Annotated in this window: 18 protein-coding genes; 12 read left to right on the top strand and 6 right to left on the bottom strand. The window is 53.1% G+C overall.

Annotated elements, in window-relative coordinates:
• Positions 1–7 precede the first annotated feature (7 nt).
• Together CAG64_RS09210 and uspA are read right to left on the bottom strand one after the other, a co-directional pair.
• Positions 8–886 carry a carboxylate/amino acid/amine transporter gene (locus CAG64_RS09210; RefSeq protein ID WP_161452837.1) on the bottom strand — a complete coding sequence of 293 codons (879 nt, stop codon included), beginning with the start codon at positions 884–886 and terminating at the stop codon, positions 8–10.
• A gap of 56 nt (positions 887–942) precedes the next feature.
• Positions 943–1,368, bottom strand: coding sequence for a universal stress protein UspA (gene uspA, locus CAG64_RS09205; protein ID WP_021707295.1), 426 nt, complete (start codon positions 1,366–1,368; stop codon positions 943–945).
• A 160-nt stretch (positions 1,369–1,528) separates the two neighbouring features.
• On the opposite strand from uspA, the gene ftnA reads away from it, so the two are divergent.
• From ftnA to CAG64_RS09190, 3 genes are all read left to right on the top strand, one after another.
• Positions 1,529–2,056, top strand: coding sequence for a non-heme ferritin (gene ftnA / locus CAG64_RS09200; protein WP_021707294.1), 528 nt, complete (start codon positions 1,529–1,531; stop codon positions 2,054–2,056).
• Positions 2,057–2,133: 77 nt separating this feature from the next.
• Positions 2,134–2,457: a universal stress protein UspB gene (gene uspB / locus CAG64_RS09195; RefSeq protein ID WP_021707293.1), complete on the top strand. Its 324-nt coding sequence runs from the start codon at positions 2,134–2,136 to the stop codon at positions 2,455–2,457.
• A gap of 103 nt (positions 2,458–2,560) precedes the next feature.
• Positions 2,561–3,748 carry an NAD(P)/FAD-dependent oxidoreductase gene (locus tag CAG64_RS09190; protein ID WP_161457500.1) on the top strand — a complete coding sequence of 396 codons (1,188 nt, stop codon included), beginning with the start codon at positions 2,561–2,563 and terminating at the stop codon, positions 3,746–3,748.
• Here CAG64_RS09190 and CAG64_RS09185 read toward each other — a convergent pair whose 3' ends face one another.
• The 3 genes from CAG64_RS09185 to CAG64_RS09175 form a co-directional block, all read right to left on the bottom strand.
• A complete protein-coding gene (locus tag CAG64_RS09185) occupies positions 3,749–4,225 on the bottom strand; it encodes a GNAT family N-acetyltransferase (RefSeq protein ID WP_237668425.1) in 477 nt (158 codons plus the stop codon).
• Between the two features lie 152 nt (positions 4,226–4,377).
• Complete coding sequence (locus CAG64_RS09180) at positions 4,378–6,753, bottom strand: putative bifunctional diguanylate cyclase/phosphodiesterase (protein ID WP_161457499.1); 2,376 nt, start codon at positions 6,751–6,753, stop codon at positions 4,378–4,380.
• 270 nt (positions 6,754–7,023) lie between these two features.
• Positions 7,024–7,935, bottom strand: a complete 912-nt coding sequence (locus CAG64_RS09175) for a DMT family transporter (RefSeq protein ID WP_161457498.1) — start codon at positions 7,933–7,935, stop codon at positions 7,024–7,026.
• Between the two features lie 132 nt (positions 7,936–8,067).
• On the opposite strand from CAG64_RS09175, the gene rmuC reads away from it, so the two are divergent.
• The 7 genes from rmuC (at position 8,068) to tatC (ending at position 14,225) form a co-directional block, all read left to right on the top strand.
• Positions 8,068–9,600 (top strand): DNA recombination protein RmuC, encoded by a 1,533-nt coding sequence (rmuC, locus tag CAG64_RS09170; RefSeq protein WP_021707288.1) that lies wholly within the window; start codon positions 8,068–8,070, stop codon positions 9,598–9,600.
• 68 nt (positions 9,601–9,668) lie between these two features.
• Positions 9,669–10,451 carry a bifunctional demethylmenaquinone methyltransferase/2-methoxy-6-polyprenyl-1,4-benzoquinol methylase UbiE gene (gene ubiE, locus CAG64_RS09165; RefSeq protein ID WP_021707287.1) on the top strand — a complete coding sequence of 261 codons (783 nt, stop codon included), beginning with the start codon at positions 9,669–9,671 and terminating at the stop codon, positions 10,449–10,451.
• Positions 10,452–10,460: 9 nt separating this feature from the next.
• Positions 10,461–11,066, top strand: a complete 606-nt coding sequence (locus tag CAG64_RS09160; RefSeq protein ID WP_161457497.1) for a ubiquinone biosynthesis accessory factor UbiJ — start codon at positions 10,461–10,463, stop codon at positions 11,064–11,066.
• On the top strand, positions 11,063–12,700 hold the full coding sequence (ubiB, locus tag CAG64_RS09155; RefSeq protein WP_021707285.1) for a ubiquinone biosynthesis regulatory protein kinase UbiB: 1,638 nt from the start codon (positions 11,063–11,065) through the stop codon (positions 12,698–12,700). Before CAG64_RS09160 ends, ubiB begins: the two co-directional genes overlap by 4 nt.
• 47 nt (positions 12,701–12,747) lie before the next feature.
• Complete coding sequence (gene tatA / locus CAG64_RS09150) at positions 12,748–12,993, top strand: Sec-independent protein translocase subunit TatA (RefSeq protein ID WP_021707284.1); 246 nt, start codon at positions 12,748–12,750, stop codon at positions 12,991–12,993.
• 3 nt (positions 12,994–12,996) lie between these two features.
• A complete protein-coding gene (gene tatB, locus CAG64_RS09145) occupies positions 12,997–13,407 on the top strand; it encodes a Sec-independent protein translocase protein TatB (protein WP_021707283.1) in 411 nt (136 codons plus the stop codon).
• A 65-nt stretch (positions 13,408–13,472) separates the two neighbouring features.
• Positions 13,473–14,225, top strand: coding sequence for a twin-arginine translocase subunit TatC (tatC, locus tag CAG64_RS09140; protein ID WP_161457496.1), 753 nt, complete (start codon positions 13,473–13,475; stop codon positions 14,223–14,225).
• 64 nt (positions 14,226–14,289) lie between these two features.
• On the opposite strand, the gene CAG64_RS09135 is transcribed toward tatC, so the two are convergent.
• Entirely contained in the window at positions 14,290–15,054 is a 765-nt protein-coding gene (locus tag CAG64_RS09135; protein ID WP_161457495.1) for a TatD family hydrolase, read from the bottom strand.
• A 200-nt stretch (positions 15,055–15,254) separates the two neighbouring features.
• Between CAG64_RS09135 and hemB the strand changes: the two genes are divergently transcribed.
• Both hemB and CAG64_RS09125 read left to right on the top strand, forming a co-directional pair.
• A complete protein-coding gene (hemB, locus tag CAG64_RS09130; protein WP_021707280.1) occupies positions 15,255–16,298 on the top strand; it encodes a porphobilinogen synthase in 1,044 nt (347 codons plus the stop codon).
• Between the two features lie 81 nt (positions 16,299–16,379).
• The gene (locus CAG64_RS09125; RefSeq protein WP_161457494.1) at positions 16,380–16,832 is read left to right on the top strand and encodes a GNAT family N-acetyltransferase; all 453 of its coding nucleotides are present in this window, start codon (positions 16,380–16,382) and stop codon (positions 16,830–16,832) included.
• Positions 16,833–17,388: the final 556 nt, after the last annotated feature.

Here is a 17,388-nt window from a genome sequence, read left to right as displayed (position 1 = left end):
TATGCCGTTAGGCGTTCTGATAACGGCGTTCAATACGGCGTTTGACCCAGGTTTCATTGACCCACAGTGACAATAGGATCACCGCACCTCCCAGCGCCAGACGCATCAGATCGACATCGCGGTTCCAAATCAAAATATTGACGATCAGCCCCGCCGGCACCAGAGCGTTGTTCATCACTGCCAGCGCGCCAGCGTTAACCTGACAGGCGCCGCGGTTCCAGGCGAAATACCCCAAGCCAGACGCAATCAGACCCAGGTAGATCAGCACACCCCATTGCAGTGACGTGGCAGGCAGTTGGTGCGGATTCCCCAGTAGCGCAAACGCCACCAGTGCGACACACAGTGCCCCAAGGTAAAAATAGCCGAATACGGTATGCTGCGGCAATTCAACCGGCTCACGCTCCATGACGTATTTATAGCCGACCTGACCGATGGCAAAACACAGGTTGGCGCCCTGAACCACCAGAAAGCCCTGCATAAAATGCTCGTTGACGCCGGCAAATTTGATCACTGCGGCACCAGCGACGGCGATCATCGCGGTCAGCAGATACCAGGGGGAGAAGCGGCCTTTGAGCAGGTCATAAATCAGGGTGACGTAAATTGGCGTGAAGACAGTAAACAGCAGTACCTCCGGCACCGACAGCAGCAGGAAGGATTGATAGTAAAAGCAGTACATCAGACCGAGCTGCACGCCACCAATCGCCATCAGCTTCACGATTAAGGGTTTGGCAACGCCACGGAATTTGAGAAAAGGCAGAAACACTAAGCTGGCGAGGGCTACTCGCATCAGCACCGAAAACCAAGAATCGACCTGACCGGCCAGATAAACGCCGATCAGGCTAAAAGAAAACGCCCACAACAGGGTGACTGCAGATAAATAGGTCATAACAAATCAGAGTGATGAATATTTGCTCTGCAGTCTAACCGAGTTTTGTCGTGTCGTCAGTCTTTGAGTGGTACTACCAACATGTCGACCGGAGAACAGTTGATCAACTGGCGAGTTGAGGACAATAACTTACTCCAGAAATCCTGATGGTGACCGCAGACCACCAGATCGATGGCGAACTCCTGGATGGTATCGCACAGCTCGTTGCTCAGGTCGCCACTGCCGACTAAGGTATGCTTGATTGGGTACTGCGCGTGATTCGCCAGTGCTCTGAGCTGATCCTGTGACGCTTCCATTGCCTGGTGCTGAGTTTCGGCCAGATTAATGTCGATCAGTCCGGTGTACAGCTCCGCGTAGTTAACGTCGATATGAATGAACGACACTTCAGCCTCCAGGGGTTTGGCCAGTGCCACGGCTTTTTCGACCAGTTTCTTGCTGTCTTCAGACAGATCCACGGCGACTAAAATGTGTTGATAACTCATGGTGCTATCTCCTTATTGGGGTCTATCTACAGGTTAGCATCCGGTGCGGATAATTTTTGTCGTGGCGATCTCATATCTACATCCGCCGGGCGAAGTGTTATGGTTGGCAAAGTGATATAGTAACGACAATACAATCAGATACAGTAACTAGGAGTACCCGATGTTGTCTCAAGCGATGGTCGATCAGCTCAATGAGCAAATTAATCTCGAATTTTTCTCATCCAATCTATACTTACAAATGAGTGCCTGGTGTGAGGACAAAGGATTTGACGGGGCGGCTGAATTTCTTCGCAAACACGCCGTAGAAGAGATGGAGCACATGCAGCGTTTATTCACCTACGTGAGCGAAACGGGTGCGATGCCGATTCTGGGTGCGATTGACGCACCGAAACACACCTTCGCTAGCTTAGGTGAAGTGTTTCGTGAAACCTATGAGCATGAGCAGATGATCACCGATAAAATCAATAAGCTCGCTCATCTGGCATTCACCAGCCAGGACTACTCAACGTTTAACTTCCTTCAGTGGTACGTTGCGGAGCAACATGAAGAAGAGAAGTTGTTTAAAGGGATTTTAGACAAGCTGGAACTGGTCGGCGAAGATGGTAAAGCGTTGTTCTTCATCGATAAGGATCTGGCGGCAATGGCAAAAGAAGGCTCATCTTCAATCATGGATGCCTCTGCTGAATAAGTTGGATTCAGCGTAAAGATAATCGACAGATCGTCTTTTCCTTTCGGGCACCGGTATGAAGATGTAGGGAGGAAAAGATGATCAGTGGAGACACCATTCTATTTGCGCTAATGCTTGTCACTCTTGTCAATATGGCAAGGTACTTCACCGCACTACGTTCTCTTCTTCATATCATGCGCGAAGCGCACCCTTTGTTGTATCAGCAGGTCGATGGCAACGGCTTTTTTACCACCCATGGCAACGTCACCAAACAGGTGCGGTTGTTTCACTACCTGAAAAGTAAAGAATACCATCATCATCACGACGAACTGTTCACCCACAAATGCGATCGGGTGCGGGAGCTGTTTGTGCTGACCACGGCGCTGCTGCTGGTGACGCTGATGGCCGCTCTGGTGTTGTAAGTGGTGAATTGGCAAGCCGTGCATTTGCCGTTAGAATAGCGCCCGAATGGCAAGGATGTGCACCCGCACATCCTTTTTTATTGCACAAGAGCCGGGAAAGAGCATGAGTGAGAAGTTTGACGTTGTGATTATAGGTGCGGGTGCTGCCGGCCTGATGTGTGCGGCGCACGCCGGTCGGCGTGGCCGGCGGGTGCTGGTGCTCGATCACGGCAAAAAACCGGGCCGTAAAATTCTCATTTCTGGTGGTGGTCGGTGCAACTTTACCAACTATGATGTGTCCGCTGCTAACTACTTGTGCCGCAATCCGCATTTCGTGAAATCGGCCTTGTCTCAGTACACCAACTGGGATTTTATCACCATGGTGAGCAAGTACGAAATTGAGTTTGAAGAGCGTGATCATGGTCAGCTGTTCTGCGTCAACTCCGCCAAAGACATCGTGAACATGCTGTTGAGTGAGTGTGACCAGCCCAATATTACTCTGCGCTATCAACAGGAAATTCTCCACACCGAGCAGACGCCGCAAGGCTTTGCGGTGAACGTGGCGGGTCAGACGATCGAATGCCAGTCGCTGGTGGTCGCCACCGGGGGGCTATCGATGCCGAAACTCGGGGCCACCCCATTGGGTTATCGTTTGGCGGAGCAGTTTGGCTTATCGGTGGTACCGACCTGCGCGGGACTGGTGCCATTTACGCTGCACAAAGCCGATAAAGAAGCGTTTGCCGAACTTTCCGGAATCGCGGTTCCTGCGGAGATCACTGCCCAAGATGGCACGGTATTCAAAGAAGCGCTGCTGTTTACCCACCGAGGTTTATCCGGACCTGCGGTGCTGCAGATCTCTTCGTTCTGGAGAGCCGGTCAGAGTGTGACCATCAATCTGGTGCCGGATGCGGATGTCGGCCAGTTGCTGACGTGTTCGCGCGAGAAACACCCCAACCAGAGCCTCAAAAACACTCTCTCCAAGGTGCTGCCGAAACGTCTGGTGGAAGTGTTGATTGAACGTAAAGAGCTGTGCGACAAACCGCTTAAACAGTTCAACAGCCATGATCTGGAAGCGATTGCGCAGTATCTTGAGCATTGGACAATTGCCCCCAACGGCACTGAAGGTTATCGTACTGCGGAAGTGACGTTGGGTGGGGTGGATACCCGGCACCTATCGTCCAAAACCATGGAATGCACCAGCGTCAAAGGCTTGTATTTCATCGGTGAAGTGATGGACGTTACCGGTTGGCTCGGCGGTTACAACTTTCAGTGGTGCTGGTCGAGTGGTTATGTAGCCGGTCAGTGGGTGTGATCAGTCCAGCCTCCGATTGTAGACCACAAACTCATTATCTCGCACGTAGTGGTGTTGCTCATACAGCGTCTGAGCGGGGTGATTGTCTTGGGCGGTGCTGAGCATGATAAATGCGGCATCGCTCTCGCGGCCGAGTTGATCGGCCCGCTCTAGTAATGCCTCTGCGACTCCGTGTCGGCGCGCTGGCGGCGTGACGTACAGATCGTACAACAGCCAGATGCGCTTCATTTCCAGTGAACAAAACAGAGGGTAGAGTTGGCAAAAACCAGCCACAGCGCCGTCCAGCTCCGCATAAAAAATCCGTGATTGGCCCAAGTTCAGGCGCTCGGTCAGGTACTGCTGTGCCTGCATGGTGGTTTTTTGCACCTGATAAAAGTTCAGATAGCCCATGTACATGGGCAATACCCGTGGAACGTGTTGCGGCTCGGCGGCATAGATACGAAGTGTCATGATGGTGTCCTCTAGTGAAAACCACATCCTAGTCACACCACGTGGCACAAGTCCTCAAGATAGATACGGAATAGCTAAAACGTTATCAGGCACACCGGGGTTGATATCAAGATTTTCTCAACGCGTGTATTGCCCTGTGCTCGTCTCAGAGCGCAAGCCGGGTGGATGATCCGGCCGATTCAGGCACCCTTAAGCAGGGTGGTGGCGGCTTCGGCGTCCATCGGACGGCCGAGGTGATACCCCTGACCGTAGCAACAACCCTGGCGCAGCAGGTAGTCTTGCTGCTGCGAATTCTCTATTCCTTCCGCAATCACTTTCAACCCCAGAGTGTGGCCCATGGCAATGATCGCGTTGACGATGGCGTTGCTGTCGGTGTCATCCGGCACATCACTGACGAACGAACGATCGACTTTGAGTTTATGCAGTGGCAGGCCTTTCAGGTAGGAAAGGGAGGAATAACCGGTACCGAAGTCATCCAGGGCGATTTCAACGCCCAACTGGCGAACCTGATCGAGATACCGAATGGCCTGCTCCTGATCTTCCATCAGCAGCCCTTCCGTGATCTCAATTTCCAGCCGGTTGGCCGGGAAGCCGGTGTCATGCAGAATTGCTTCCAGACGTTCGGTAAATTCGCTTTGCTGCAATTGAATGGCCGAAACGTTGACCGCCAGTTTGCCAAACTCATAGCCTTTATCCAGCCAAGTTTTACCTTGCCGACAAGCGGTGGTGAGTACCCACTTACCCATTGCCTGCATTAAGCCCGATTTCTCCGCAATCGGGATAAACTGGGCTGGCGAGATTGCACCGAGCTCTGGGTGTTGCCAGCGGATCAGAGCTTCAAAGCCAGTCAGACGGGCGTCGGCCAGTTGATACTGGGGTTGGTAGGCGAGCGAAAACTGCCCCAGCTCGAGTGCTTCATGCAGCGCCGACTGCAGCCGCACATGCGACACCGCGACATCCGTCAGCTCCGGGGTGTAAAAGGCGTAACCGTTGCGGCCATTCTTTTTGGCCTGATACATCGCTGTATCGGCGTTTTTGAGTAAGGTTTCTCCGTCGTCACCATCACAAGGGAACATCGCGACACCGATGCTGGTCGACAGGCGCAGGGCGGCGCCTTCGTGCGGAGAAAACGTCTGCTGGAAGCTGGAGAACAGGCGCTGCATCATCAGTGACAAGTCGGCGGTGCTGTCGAGGTCACTGAGGATGATCACAAATTCATCCCCACCGATACGGGCGATGTGATCCTGGTGACGCAGATGCGCTTTCAGTCGGGTGGCAAGCTCAGACAATATTTTGTCGCCACTGAAATGGCCCAGACTATCGTTGACGTGTTTGAAATGGTCGACATCCAGTACCAGGGTTGCGAAAGATCGGCCGCTTTCGCGGCTGGCGACAATCTGTTCGTCGAGCAACTGAATCAGGTGGGTACGGTTGGGCAAATCGGTCAGCGGGTCGAAATACGCCATCTGCTCGATTTTTTCTTCATGCTCTTTATAGAGAGAGATGTCCTCAAACACACAAATGTAATTCATCAACTGTTTGTATTCGTCGTATACCGCGCTGATGGTAGCCAGTTGTGGGTAAACGGAACCGTCTTTGCGCCGGTTGATGAATTCGCCTTTCCAGCGTCCGTCCCGTTTCAGTTGTGCCCACATGTCGCGGTAAAATGCGCGATCGTGGTGGCCGGACTGCAACAGGCGGGGATTATGGCCGATCACGTCCTGCGGCGGATAGCCAGTGATGTCGCTGAACGCGGCGTTGATTTCGACGATCTTGCCGTCGGCATCGGTGATCACCACACCCTCATGGGAGTTGCTGAAGATTTTGGTGGCGATGCTGAGCTGATTTTCGACCTGTTTGCGCTGGGTGGCATTACGTGTCATGCCGAGAATACCGACCAGGCGCTGCTGGTGATCAAAGATGGGGGCCTTGATGGTCTCATACCACTGTTTGTCGCCTCGGGTGCCTTGATCGCAGCACTCATCGACGGTCATGGCTTTGCCGTGTTCCATCACCTTGTGATCGGAAGCGATGAATTTTCGCGCCAGCTGCGGACTGAACAACTGATGGTCGCTGGCACCGACGATCTCACTCAGCGTACGTCCCCAGGCTTGTTCAATCGCCAGGTTACCCATGATGTATATCCCGTTTGGGTCTTTGACCCAGGCGTGATCGTCCAGGCTGTTTATGAACTGCTGCAAAGTGGGCAGCGTCAACGATTGCCCGAGAGTGTGGGTCAGGCTGTCGGCGGCAGTGCGTGTTAGCCAGGCCGTTTGCGGATGCGCAGATTTGACAGCCAGCAGCGCGATCAGTGTAGACGCATCCTGCCAGATAGGCGCCAGAGTCACACCGCTGTGCTGGCAGTGATACAGCTCGGATTGGCCCGGATACCATGAGGCCAGCTCCGCTGTCACGTGAAGTGAGTCTCCCAGCACAGGTTGGTGCGGCATATGGCCACTCAGCAGGGCACATTGGCCGCTCAGTAAGGTGCGCAGTTGATGCAGTGCCTGTGTGATGGCATCAGCATGCAGGCTGATTAATGGGTTATGAGACATAGAATTGTGTTTGACCAATGACGTCTGTTTGCCACCGGCTGCGTGAGGCCGGTGCGGGATTTGGTATCTATTATTGACTTTATTATTAATCCAGTTCACGTGGAACTGATGGAATAATCCCACTAAAGCAGCGACTTAGCCGTGTTGTAAAGTCAAAGTGTTATCTTGGTTCAAAAATGACGAGGCGGATTTGCAAGCCAATCAATCGGTTTGCGGGGTAAGCCAGCGCCAGCGCCTGCGATACCGAGCCGCGGGCGCTGCGTTGTGACGCTACTCAGATGCTGATGAACGGTCGGGATCGTGGCGACGGGTTTTGATCTGCTGGATCGCCAGCCCGGTGATGATCAGCATCAGGCCGATCAGTGTGGTCGGATGGATCTGCTCACCGATAATGGTGGCCAGTAGCAACAGTGAAATAAATGGCGACGCAAAGATAAGATTGCTGATCCGGGCAGTGTTGCGGGTGGACTTGAGAGCGGTGAGCCACAAAACAAAGGTAATGCCCATCTCAAACAGTCCTACATAGCCCACCGCCAGCCAGCCCCGGACACTGATGTCTGACCAACCGGCGCCTTCCCAGCCACTGATTGCCAGCGCAAACGGAATGGCGACCAGAAAACCGAGCAGTACGCTGATGACAGGATCGGCGTGGTTTTTGGTATTGAGAATCCAGTAACTGGCCCACAACAGGGTTGAGAGTAACGCCAGTCCGACGCCGAGCGGGCTCTCAAAGTGCATGCCGAGAACATCGCCCTGTGTTGCAATGACCACCACGCCAAAATAACTGAACGCGCACGCCAGCCAGTCCTGTTTGCGAATTTTCTGGCCGAGAAATACCGTGGCCATCAAGGTCAGGGTAATTGCCCAGCTGTAGTTGATGGCCTGAGCCTGTGAGGCGGGCAGCAGATCATACGCTTTAAACAGAATCAGATAATAGCCAAGCGGATTGATCAGCCCGAGCAGGACAAAATAAAGCGGATTGGCACTGAACGTCGGCAGTACCTGAGGCAGCTTCCCTTGCAGTGCACAAACCAGCGTCAGTGCCAGCGCAGAGACGATGCTGGCGACAGTCAGCATTTGCACCGGTGTGAATTCGGCCAGCGTGAGTTTAAATGCCGTGGCGACTGTGGACCACAGCAGCACCGCAGACAGCGCAAATCCGAGCGCGCGGCGTTCGTTCATGATATTCCTTATCGACGATAGGCAGAGCAAAACGCCTAGTCTAGCTGCTCGATATCTGGGCGACAAACTGGACATTTATCCAGTGTCGAAATACCATGATAAAAAACGTCTGACACGGGTTAAACCTTTATTATGCAATGGATTCTGGAACATCAAGGCTGGTTGCTCAGCGCGATAGCAAGTGCGCTGGCTGGCGGTGTCGCCACCGGGTGGTGGGTCAAACAGAAGATGCGCTATCAAAATCAATTGCTTGAACAGCAGCTGAATGCCAATCAACAGTGGCATGACACTCAGCTCGACCAGTTACGTCAGGAACTGACTCAGGCGCAAACGGAGTTAGATGAGCTGGACAATGAACGCGACAAAGCCGAATACGAACGGCGTCAGTCGCATGGCAAACTGATGGCGGTGATGGAAAAGCTGCGTTATTTCGACACTGTCAGACAGGAACGTCAGCAATACGCGGATCAGCTCAATCAGGTGCGCGAACAAAAGTCTCAGCTCGAAGCCCGGTTACGAGAGCAGGAAGCGCGCCATGAACAGGCAATGCTCGCCAGTCAGGAGAAACTGGAGTTGCTGGAGAAAGCGGAAGAGCGGCTCAAGCAGCAGTTCGAGCATCTGGCCAATCAATTGTTCGAAAGCAAAACCGCGAAAGTTGACCAGCAGAATCGTCAGAGCCTGGACGGCATTCTGACGCCGCTGCGTGAGCAGTTGGAAGGGTTTAAACGTCAGGTCAGCGACAGTTTTACTCTTGAAGCCAAAGAGCGTCACACGCTGGTGCACGAATTGAAGAAACTGCAGCAGCTCAACGAGCACATGACCCGTGAAGCGGTGAATCTGACACAAGCGCTCAAAGGCGATAACAAGCAGCAGGGCAACTGGGGCGAAGTGGTGCTGGCCCGGGTACTGGCCGAATCCGGTCTGCGTGAAGGCCATGAGTACCAGACCCAGGTCAGTTTGCACAACGAGGCGGGCAAGCGTTATCAGCCGGATGTGATTGTGCATCTACCACACGATAAGCAGGTGGTGGTGGACTCGAAAATGGCGCTGGTGGCTTACGAGCGGTACTTTAACGCCGACACTGACGCGCAGCGTGAACGTGCGCTGAGCGATCACCTGTTGGCGATCCGTGCGCACATCAAGGGATTGAGTCACAAAGATTATCACCAGCTCAAAGGAATACAGAGTCTCGACTATGTACTGATGTTTATTCCGGTTGAACCGGCCTTTCAGGTCGCGATTCAAGCGGATCCGAGTTTGGTGAAAGACGCCATGGAGCACAACATCATTTTGGTCAGCCCAACGACGTTACTGGTGGCGCTGCGCACCATCGATAACCTGTGGCGCAATGAGCGTCAGAACCAGAACGCCCAGATCATCGCGGAGCGGGCGAGCAAGTTGTACGACAAGCTGCGCCTGTTTGTCGACGACATGGAAAGCCTGGGCGGGGCGCTGGATAAAGCCAATCAAAATTACCAGGGCGCGATGAATAAACTGGCCACCGGGCGCGGGAACGTCATCCGACAGGCGGAAAGCTTCAAACAATTGGGTGTCGAGGTCAAACGGCCGATTTCGTCTGCTCTGAGCGACATCGCGCAAAATGAGGCTTTCGCAGAAAATGACTCGTTAGTAGAAAGACATCACGCTGAGGATAAAGTAAACTAACCGCCCGCAGCAAAGAGGCCGATTGAGCCTCTCATCGTCAGTGTTAACGCTGCTCAAGAGGACAGAGAATGACGGATACCAACGTGCAAGCCGAAACGGCACCAGATCATCAGGAAACCACCCATTTCGGTTTCACCACGGTCAAAAAAGACGAAAAAGTGGCGAAAGTGGCCGAAGTCTTCCACTCCGTGGCCGCGAAATACGACATCATGAACGATCTGATGTCTGGCGGCATCCACCGCTTGTGGAAGCGTTTTACCATTGACTGCAGCGGCGCACGTCCGGGTCAGCGTATTCTTGACCTCGGGGGCGGGACCGGTGATCTGACGGCGAAGTTTTCCCGCATCGTCGGAGAAAAAGGCCATGTGGTGCTGGCGGACATCAATAACTCGATGCTTAACGTGGGCCGCGATAAGTTGCGCGACAGCGGCATTGTGGGCAACGTGCATTACGTGCAAGCCAATGCGGAAGCCCTGCCGTTCCCGGACGACTATTTTGACGTGATCACCATCAGTTTCTGCCTGCGAAACGTGACCGATAAAGACGCGGCGTTGCGTTCGATGTTCCGGGTGCTCAAACCGGGTGGCCGCCTGCTGGTGCTGGAATTCTCTAAGCCGGTGCTGGAGCCGTTGTCGAAAATTTACGATGCGTACTCCTTCCACCTGCTGCCCAAAATGGGGCAACTGGTGGCCAATGACGCCGAAAGTTACCGTTACCTGGCCGAGTCAATTCGTATGCACCCGGATCAGGAAACGCTGAAAGGCATGATGGAACACGCCGGGTTTGACAACACTTGTTACTACAACCTGACCGGCGGCATTGTCGCGCTGCACCGTGGCTACAAATTCTGAGGGTGAAGTATGCCATTTGAACCCCTGGTCACCGCGGCCATCGAAACCACCCTCAATACCCTGATTCAAGACGACCCCGAGCTGGGTCGTCGTCTCAGCCGACTCAAAGGTCAGGCGATTCAGGTGCATCTGAAAGAATTCAATACAACCCTGACGTTCCTATTCAGCCAGCAAATCGATGTGCTGGCCAGCTATGAAGGTCTGCCTGATTGCTACCTGTCACTTAATGTCGCGGTGTTACCGCAACTGCGTGAGCAGGCCAACATCACCAAGTTGATCAAACAGGACCAGTTAGTGCTGGAGGGCGACATTCAACTGGCGCAGAAATTTGCTCAGTTGATGACGGACTGTAAGCCGGATATCGAAGAATGGCTGTCGCGTTTGACTGGCGATGTAGTGGCACATACGCTGGTGCAGGGCGCAAAAAATGTCGGCCACCTGATGGCGTCGCAGGCCCGCAAGCATCAAAGTCATCTGGCTCAGGTCATTACCGAAGAATGGCAACTGGCACCCGCGCCACTTGAAGTGGCGCATTTTTGTGATCAGGTCGACGAGGTGCGCAGCCAGGCCGCCCGGCTTGATGCCCGACTTAACCAGTTGCTGGAGAAAACATGACGCCAAGCGAGCTCAAACGTCTTTATCACATCGTCCGGGTCCAGTTGGAGTACGGTCTGGATGAACTCCTTCCGAGCGAACATCAGTTGACCAAAGCGCCATTGCTGGCGCGTAAATCTCTGTTCTGGATTAAGAACCAACATGCGGACAAGCCACTTGGCGAGCGTCTGCGTCTCGCGCTGCAGGAGCTGGGGCCGGTGTGGATCAAATTCGGCCAGATGATGTCGACCCGCCGCGATCTGTTTCCTGAGCACATCGCCGATCCGCTGGCGTTGCTGCAGGATCAGGTGTCACCGTTTGATGGTCACCTGGCGCGCGCGCAAATGGAAAAAGCGCTCGGCGGCAGCCTGGATAACTGGTTCAGTGACTTTGAAGTTGTCCCGTTAGCGTCGGCGTCGATTGCTCAGGTGCACACCGCCAAACTCAAAGAGTCGGGGCGGGAAGTGGTGCTTAAAGTGATCCGACCGGATATTCGCCCAGTCATTGATGCAGATCTAAAACTCATGTACCGGATGGCGCGTATAGTCGCCAAGGCGCTGCCTGAAGCTCGGCGTTTGAAACCGGTTGAAGTGGTTCGCGAGTACGAAAAAACGCTGCTCGATGAACTCGATCTGCGCCGCGAAGCGGCCAATGCGATTCAGCTTCGGCGCAACTTTGAAGGCAGTGAAGAATTGTATGTTCCTGAAGTCATTACCGATTTCAGTAATGAAACTGTCATGGTTTCTGAGCGAATATACGGGATTCAGGTCTCTGATATTGAGGGGCTCAAAGCCAACGGCACCAATATGAAGTTGTTGGCCGAGCGTGGCGTGAGCGTGTTCTTCACTCAGGTATTTCGAGACAGCTTTTTTCATGCCGATATGCATCCGGGCAATGTGTTCGTTCAACCGGCGCATCCGGAAAACCCGCAATGGATTGGGCTGGATTGCGGCATCGTCGGTACCCTGAACAGTGAAGATAAGCGTTATCTGGCAGAGAATTTTCTGGCGTTTTTCAATCGGGACTACCGCCGAGTAGCAGAACTGCATGTGGAATCGGGTTGGGTTCCACGTGAAACCAACATCGATGAGTTTGAATTTGCGATTCGCGTTGTGTGTGAACCGATTTTTGCCAAACCCCTGTGCGAGATTTCTTTCGGACATGTGTTGCTGAATCTGTTCAATACGGCACGACGCTTCAATATGGAAGTGCAGCCGCAACTGGTGCTGTTACAGAAAACCTTGCTGTATGTGGAAGGGCTCGGACGTCAGCTCTACCCACAGCTGGATTTGTGGGAAACCGCGAAACCGTTCCTCGAATCATGGATGATGAATCAGGTGGGTCCGCAAGCCGTGATCAACGCGGTGAAAGACCGGGCACCGTTCTGGGCGGAAAAACTGCCGGAGTTGCCGGAGTTGTTGTACGATAGCCTGCGTCAGGGTAAGGCCATGAACCAGCGTATGGATCAGCTTTATCAGGGCTATCGAGACAGCAAACGTCAGCAGGCGACCGGAAGATTTTTGTTTGGCGTTGGCGCCACTTTAGTCGTATGCTCGGCAATATTGGTCAACAACGCATTTGAGCAGTTGTCGGTGGTCAGTGGTATCACTGGGGTCACATTTTGGCTGCTCAGTTGGCGAGCTTACCGTCAATAGACGGTAAACTCAGAAAGTATTTTTTAAGCAGACCCGAGGTATAAAGAATGGGTGGTATCAGTATTTGGCAACTTCTCATTATTGCTGTCATCGTTATCTTACTGTTTGGCACAAAGAAACTACGCAACATTGGTGGTGACCTGGGCAGTGCCGTTAAAGGTTTTAAGAAAGCGATGAACGACGAAGACGCGTCGGCAAAAAAAGACGCCGATGCCGACTTCGAGCAAAAAAATTTAGAGCAGCAGAAAACGGACGCGACTGCTGACAGCAAGAAAGACAAAGAGCAGGCCTAACTCGTGTTTGATATCGGTTTTTGGGAACTGGTATTGATCTCTGTGGTGGCCTTGGTGGTGTTAGGTCCGGAACGATTGCCGCACGCGATTCGCAGTGTCACGAGCTTTATTCGGGCCGCGAAAAGCATGGCAAACAGCGTCAAGGACGAATTGTCTCATGAGCTGAAAGTTCAGGAGCTGCAGGAAAATCTGCGCAAAGCGGAACAGATGGGCATGGAAGACCTCTCTCCCGAGCTCAAATCGTCGGTCGAGGAGCTGAAGAAAGCCGCGCAGGACGTTCAGCGTCCTTATGCCAAACCATCGTCTCAGCCCGCGGCGGATGAGCCGTCAGCCGCCCAAGACGATGACCACGTTGCGGCTTCACAGCCAGCAGCGGACCAAGCGACCAACACGGCAGAGAAAAAAGCCGAGTAGTCTTATGACCAAAGAGCTGCATAGGGATGCGGCTCTTTTTTGATCTTTTTTGAATGAGGTTTGCCATGTCTTCGGTAGAGCAGACACAGTCTTTAATCAGCCACTTGCTCGAACTGCGTGATCGCTTGCTGCGATGCATTGTCGCCGTGGTGGTGGTGTTTGTCGGGTTGGTGTATTTCTCCGGCAATATTTATGAATTTGTTTCCAAACCTCTGGTTGAGAAACTGCCGGCCGGCGCGACCATGATCGCCACCGATGTGGCATCGCCGTTTTTCACGCCACTCAAACTGACGTTGATTGCGTCAGTGTTTGTGGCCGTGCCGTTTATTCTTTATCAGGTGTGGGCGTTTGTCGCGCCCGGTTTGTATAAACACGAACGTCGGCTGATCATGCCATTGATGTTTTCCAGCTCGTTGCTGTTTTACTGCGGGGTGGCGTTTGCCTACTTTGTGGTGTTTCCGCTGGTGTTCGGTTTCTTTACCGCCATCTCTTTGGGCGGGGTGGAGTTTGCAACCGACATTGCCAGTTATCTGGATTTTGTGCTGGCACTGTTCATGGCGTTTGGTATCGCCTTTGAAGTGCCTGTAGCGATCATTCTGCTGTGCTGGACTGGGGCAACCGATCCTCAAAGCCTGAAAGAAAAGCGTCCCTATATTATTGTGGCGGCGTTTGTGGTCGGGATGCTGCTGACGCCGCCGGATATGATTTCTCAGACTCTGCTGGCGATTCCGATGTGCCTGTTGTTTGAAATCGGTCTGTTCTTTGCGCGCTTTTATACTCGCAAGAGTGACGACGGCGAAGCGGCGGCGGAAGAGTAATGCGTCACCTGACGTGCAAAAAGGCTGGCCAGTGCCAGCCTTTTTTGTACCTGGAGAAAAGAGCTTATCTGAGATTGAACAGGGTTTTGGCGTTATCTGTGGTCAGGTTGTCGACCTCGTCGAGACCGATCTCCCGCAATTGGGCGATGCGCTGCGCAACCAATTGTGTGTACGCCGGCTCGTTACGTTTGCCACGATGCGGCACCGGAGCCAGGTACGGACAGTCGGTTTCCAGGATGACGTAATCCATATCCAGATGCGGAATCACCTTATCCATACCGCCGTTTTTGAAGGTAGACACACCGCCGAGACCCAGGTGGAAACCCAGCCCGTTGATGGCTTGCGCTTGTGCCAGACTGCCGCCAAAGCAGTGAAACACGCCGCGCAGCGAACCGTCTTGCTCCTGCGCCAGTAAAGTCAGCGTTTCCTCAATCGAATCACGGGTGTGGATCACCACTGGTAACTGGCGCTGTTTGGCCCAGTTCAGCTGAGTGACGAAGGCTTTTTCCTGCTCTGCACGGAAGGTTTTGTCCCAGTAAAGGTCAATACCGATTTCCCCCACCGCGATAAACGGGTGCTGCTCAAACCAGCTTTCGATGGTGGCCAGTGTCTGGTCAACCTTGCTATCGACGTAACACGGGTGCAAGCCCATCATCGAACGACACACCTGTGGGTAGGCCGCTTCGGTTTTGAGCATCGGTTCAATGGAGTCCAGATCGATGTTGGGTAACAGAATGTGCTCAATGCCCTGCGCCAGCGCGCGCTGCACCACCTCATCACGGTCGTGGTCAAATTCAGAGGCGTAAATATGGGCGTGGGTGTCGATCATGGGTGTCTCTCCTGAGTGATTAGGCTTAGTATAAAACAGCCACGGGGCCCGGCTCAAACTGGCGTGACCTTAATGCAAAACAGAGCATAAGCAATAAGACTGATAGATCGTTTTGGGATTTTTGCCGTTTGTCCCTAGCGTGAAAAAGCGAGAGTGTTATGATTTCGGTCCTAGCACTTGCACCAGATAAGGAGAATAGAGTGTCAGTATCCATTCTAGGCCAGTTCCCTGGGCGCCGTCTGCGCCGCGTTCGTAAACACGATTTCAGCCGTCGCCTGGTGGCGGAAAACCAGTTGTCGGCGAACGACCTGATCTACCCGATGTTTATTCTGATGGGGAAAGACCGCCGCGAGCCGGTGGAATCGATGCCGGGCGTTGAGCGCCTGTCGATTGACCTGATGCTGGAAGAAGCGCAGTACCTGGCGCAGCTTGGGGTTCCTGCTATTGCTCTGTTCCCGGTGGTGAATCAAGATGCGAAAAGCCTGTGTGCGACTGAAGCACACAATCCTGATGGGCTGGTTCAGCGCGCCGTCCGCCTGCTGAAAGAGCATGTGCCGGAAATTGGTGTGATCACCGACGTCGCACTCGATCCGTTTACGACCCACGGCCAGGACGGCATCATTGATGAAGACGGTTACGTCATCAATGACGAGACCACTGAGGTGCTGATCAAACAGGCACTGTCGCACGCGGAAGCGGGCGCAGACGTGGTGGCACCGTCTGACATGATGGACGGACGCATCGGAAAAATTCGCGCAGCGCTGGAAGAAGCGGGTTACATCCACACCCAGATCATGGCGTACTCAGCGAAGTACGCATCGGCTTACTACGGCCCGTTCCGTGATGCGGTCGGCTCATCGTCGAACCTGAAAGGTGGCAATAAGAAAACGTACCAGATGGATCCGGCCAACAGCGATGAAGCGTTGTACGAAGTGGCGATGGATGTCACTGAAGGGGCTGACATGGTAATGGTTAAACCGGGTATGCCGTATCTGGATGTCGTGCGCCGGGTCAAAACCGAACTGCAGGTGCCGACGTTTGCGTATCAGGTATCCGGTGAATACGCGATGCACAAAGCCGCGATTCAGAACGGCTGGCTGAAAGAACAGGAGATCGTGATGGAATCGTTGCTGTGCTTTAAGCGCGCCGGTGCCGACGGTATCCTGACTTACTTTGCGAAAGACGTCGCCGAATGGCTGGCTGCGGAGAACGCTGAAACAGCGAAGTTTCTGAAGCGGGACTAAGCCTCCGCGCTGCTGAAAACAGACTCATCAGGTCGGCCTCGTGCCGGCCTGTTTCGTTATGATGGAGTGAGGAGAAGACACATGGCGGTGACGATTCGTCAGGGATCATTGCAAGAAGTCATTCAGGTGGTCGAGCAGATTGCGGAATTTGCGCAGGGGGAGAGTGTCGCGACGTTGAAAGAGCGGATTGCGGACAAACCACACCTGACGCTGGTGGCGGAAGAGGCAGGGGAGCTACTGGGATTTAAGCTCGGTTATCAGCTCGACGCTGACACGTTTTACAGTTGGTTTGGTGGTGTGTCGCCGCTGGCAAGAAACAAAGGTGTCGCGCAACAACTGCTGGATGTGCAAGAGCAGTGGGCGTGTGCACAGGGTTATCGCCGGATCACCGTCAAATCCCGTAACCAGTTTCCGGCCATGCTACGTTTGCTGCTGCGTAACCAATATCTGATTGCCGGTTTTGAGCCACGCCAACCACTGGAAGATGCCCGAATTCACTTTGTGAAAACCTTGTCTCCGGTGATAAAAAATTAAATGAGATTTTTTCTCATTTAACTGTTGACGACTTAAATGAGAATGATTATTATTAATCTCGTCTTAGGGAATGAGGAAAGTTCACAAGGACGTTGATTTACCGCTTAACTTTGGGTTGAAAGGTGATGAGACAGCACTTTCTGAGCTTGCACGCATTCTTTTTGACACGACATTGCTCACATTGCTTCCAGTGTAATTTATAGCTTTATGGCAAAGCATGACCATTCTTAATGAAGAAAGCTTTGACCCCTTTTTGCTAGGCGACATCTTAGGATGTCGCTTTTTTTATGCCCGTTATTTGAGCGCAGTCCGGATGAGGTGGGCAAAAGGGCACCAAGGGTCTTTTCCACAAGCGAAGATCGTGTGAGGATCGTGGGTGAGGGGATCGATCTTCTTATTTTTCGTTAATATTCATAGTATTAAATTTAGATTAAGACAGTTTGAGTGATAAAAAAAAACCAGTGGATAAATAATATAAACAGAGTTATCCACAGATGGGGCGTGGTGGCGCTGGATCGTTAAGCAAATGTGTGAGTAAGGTTCACCGAGTTAAAAT

The sequence above is a fragment of the Vibrio sp. V38_P2S17PM301 genome (assembly GCF_009904845.1).
GTDB classification, from domain to species: Bacteria; Pseudomonadota; Gammaproteobacteria; order Enterobacterales; family Vibrionaceae; genus Vibrio; species Vibrio proteolyticus.
Note: the sequence above shows the minus strand (reverse complement) of the source record. Positions and strands in the feature narration are given on the sequence as shown.

What these genes read in the sequence shown, in the direction of transcription:
- ubiB (WP_021707285.1), top strand. Translation starts at nt 11,063, where the DNA reads ATGACGCCAAGCGAGCTCAAACGTCTTTATCACATCGTCCGGGTCCAG.
- ubiE (WP_021707287.1), top strand. Translation starts at nt 9,669, where the DNA reads ATGACGGATACCAACGTGCAAGCCGAAACGGCACCAGATCATCAGGAA.
- CAG64_RS09160 (WP_161457497.1), top strand. Translation starts at nt 10,461, where the DNA reads ATGCCATTTGAACCCCTGGTCACCGCGGCCATCGAAACCACCCTCAAT.
- CAG64_RS09210 (WP_161452837.1), bottom strand. Translation starts at nt 886, where the DNA reads ATGACCTATTTATCTGCAGTCACCCTGTTGTGGGCGTTTTCTTTTAGC.
- tatA (WP_021707284.1), top strand. Translation starts at nt 12,748, where the DNA reads ATGGGTGGTATCAGTATTTGGCAACTTCTCATTATTGCTGTCATCGTT.
- CAG64_RS09180 (WP_161457499.1), bottom strand. Translation starts at nt 6,753, where the DNA reads ATGTCTCATAACCCATTAATCAGCCTGCATGCTGATGCCATCACACAG.
- uspB (WP_021707293.1), top strand. Translation starts at nt 2,134, where the DNA reads ATGATCAGTGGAGACACCATTCTATTTGCGCTAATGCTTGTCACTCTT.
- ftnA (WP_021707294.1), top strand. Translation starts at nt 1,529, where the DNA reads ATGTTGTCTCAAGCGATGGTCGATCAGCTCAATGAGCAAATTAATCTC.
- CAG64_RS09175 (WP_161457498.1), bottom strand. Translation starts at nt 7,935, where the DNA reads ATGAACGAACGCCGCGCGCTCGGATTTGCGCTGTCTGCGGTGCTGCTG.
- uspA (WP_021707295.1), bottom strand. Translation starts at nt 1,368, where the DNA reads ATGAGTTATCAACACATTTTAGTCGCCGTGGATCTGTCTGAAGACAGC.
- CAG64_RS09185 (WP_237668425.1), bottom strand. Translation starts at nt 4,225, where the DNA reads ATGTGGTTTTCACTAGAGGACACCATCATGACACTTCGTATCTATGCC.
- rmuC (WP_021707288.1), top strand. Translation starts at nt 8,068, where the DNA reads ATGCAATGGATTCTGGAACATCAAGGCTGGTTGCTCAGCGCGATAGCA.
- CAG64_RS09125 (WP_161457494.1), top strand. Translation starts at nt 16,380, where the DNA reads ATGGCGGTGACGATTCGTCAGGGATCATTGCAAGAAGTCATTCAGGTG.
- CAG64_RS09135 (WP_161457495.1), bottom strand. Translation starts at nt 15,054, where the DNA reads ATGATCGACACCCACGCCCATATTTACGCCTCTGAATTTGACCACGAC.
- tatC (WP_161457496.1), top strand. Translation starts at nt 13,473, where the DNA reads ATGTCTTCGGTAGAGCAGACACAGTCTTTAATCAGCCACTTGCTCGAA.
- CAG64_RS09190 (WP_161457500.1), top strand. Translation starts at nt 2,561, where the DNA reads ATGAGTGAGAAGTTTGACGTTGTGATTATAGGTGCGGGTGCTGCCGGC.